The 1,942-nt window shown below is 41.3% G+C and carries 1 pseudogene; it reads right to left on the reverse strand.

Going from position 1 to position 1,942, the window contains the following annotated elements:
• Positions 1-1,942 (reverse strand): annotated as a pseudogene (locus GKZ86_RS25310) (hypothetical protein); the annotation flags it as partial.

Below are 1,942 nucleotides of genomic sequence, written 5' to 3' on the forward strand. Positions count from 1 at the left end.
ATGATATATCCTTTACCTACCACCATGTTGTCTTTCGGGAAGGTTGATACCCAGTTGTCACCGTTATAACCAAAGAATTTGTCGTAAGAAGTCAATGGGGAAACATCCAGAAGCCTTTGCGGGGTTACCGGTGTTGACCAGTACACATAATCCGCCTGACGAATTTGTGCAGCAATACGCTTGTAGGTGATTTTTCCTGAATTCACGGCATTATTATTTATCTGTACCAGACTTGAGTGGTTCTCAAAGGTCAATGTTGAGCTCGAAGCAACCGTAAGGCCGTTTACAATAGTAAAAGTACGGTCTGAAGGCACTACGATATTAATACCGCTGTTTATGGTTAAAGAACAAACCGTTAAATCTGCCGATACTGTAAAAGGTCCTGCGATAATAGCAGATCTTGTCGCATCTGGCGCTGCTGGTGACCATGAGCTACCGTTCCATGTTGTGGAAGACTGGTCTGTGATCACGGCATCCGAAGATACTGTCGAGGTACAGGTACCATTGCTTACGGTAAACCTGTAGGTTCCCGCTGCAAGGCCTGTAACGGTATAAGTAGTTCCTGAATTGTTTATGGTACCGGATGCAAAACCTGTTTGGTATAGCGTCCATAATCCGGCAGGCAGATTGTTCAGTGTTACACTTCCAAGGGCTGTACAGTTAACATCGGTTGTCGAAGCAATTCCTGGAGTAGTTGGTAATGGGTTTACGGTTAATAAAACTGCACTAGAAGTAGTGTTACAAGTACTACTAGTTACTGTGCAACGTACATAGTAATTAGAATAACTAAGTGGCACACTTGTTAATGATAAAACCGCCGTATTATGTCCTGAAACGCCAGCTGCTCCATTTGTTACTGTCCAAGGTCCTGAAAGACTAGTGCTGTATTCCCACTGATATGTTGGGGACGAAGCCGATGTTACCACACTAAAACTTCCATTTTGACCCTCACAAACAATAAGAGGTTGAGGCTGGGTTGTAATAACTGGCAATGCATTAACAGTAACTGCTGAAGAAGAAGTTGCTGTAGCTGCAGTACAACCATTACCATTGGTATAATTTATAGTTACTGTTTTACTACCCGCTGTTAAATATCTTAAAGTAACAGTATTAGATCCTGTTGTTCCTCCAGAAACGATAGTGTAATCTGTTCCTGCAACTCCCGGAAAGCTCCAAGTATAATTGGTCATTCCATTTTCTGTTGTATAAATAACGGATGTCCCAATACAAGTTGATGCCCCCGGTTGTGCCGTAAAAGTTGGTGTTGGCAATGCATTTACAGTAACCGCTGATGATGAAGTTGCTGAGGCTGCAGTACAACCATTACCATTCGTATAATTGATGGTTACCGTTTTACTACCCGTTGTTAAATATCTTAAAGTAACAGTATTAGACCCGGTTGTTCCACCAGAAACAATGGCATAATCAGTTCCTGCTGTACCTGGAAATACCCATGTATAATTGGTCATTCCTGCTTCAGTAGTATATGTAACTGACGTACCAATACAAGGTGAAGTTACTGGTTGTGCCGTAAAAGTTGGAGCTGGCAATGCATTTACAGTAACTGCTGATGATGAAGTTGCTGAAGCAGCAGTACAACCATTACCATTAGTATAATTAATAGTTACCGTTTTACTACCCGCTGTTAAATATCTTAAAGTTACAGTATTAGATCCTGTTGTTCCACCAGAAACAATAGTATAATTAGTTCCTGCAACTCCCGGGAATCCCCAAATGTAATTGGTCATTCCATTTTCTGTTGTATAAATAACGGATGTACCAATACAAGGTGAAGTTGCCGGTTGTGCAGTAAATGTTGGAGCTGGCAATGCATTTACAGTAACTGCTGATGATGAAGTTGCCGCAGCTGCAGTACAACCATTACCATTGGTATAATTAATGGTTACCGTTTTACTACCCGCTGTTAAATATCTTAAAGTTA

It is taken from the genome of Flavobacterium sp. LC2016-13 (assembly GCF_009707955.1).
Lineage (GTDB): Bacteria > Bacteroidota > Bacteroidia > Flavobacteriales > Flavobacteriaceae > Flavobacterium.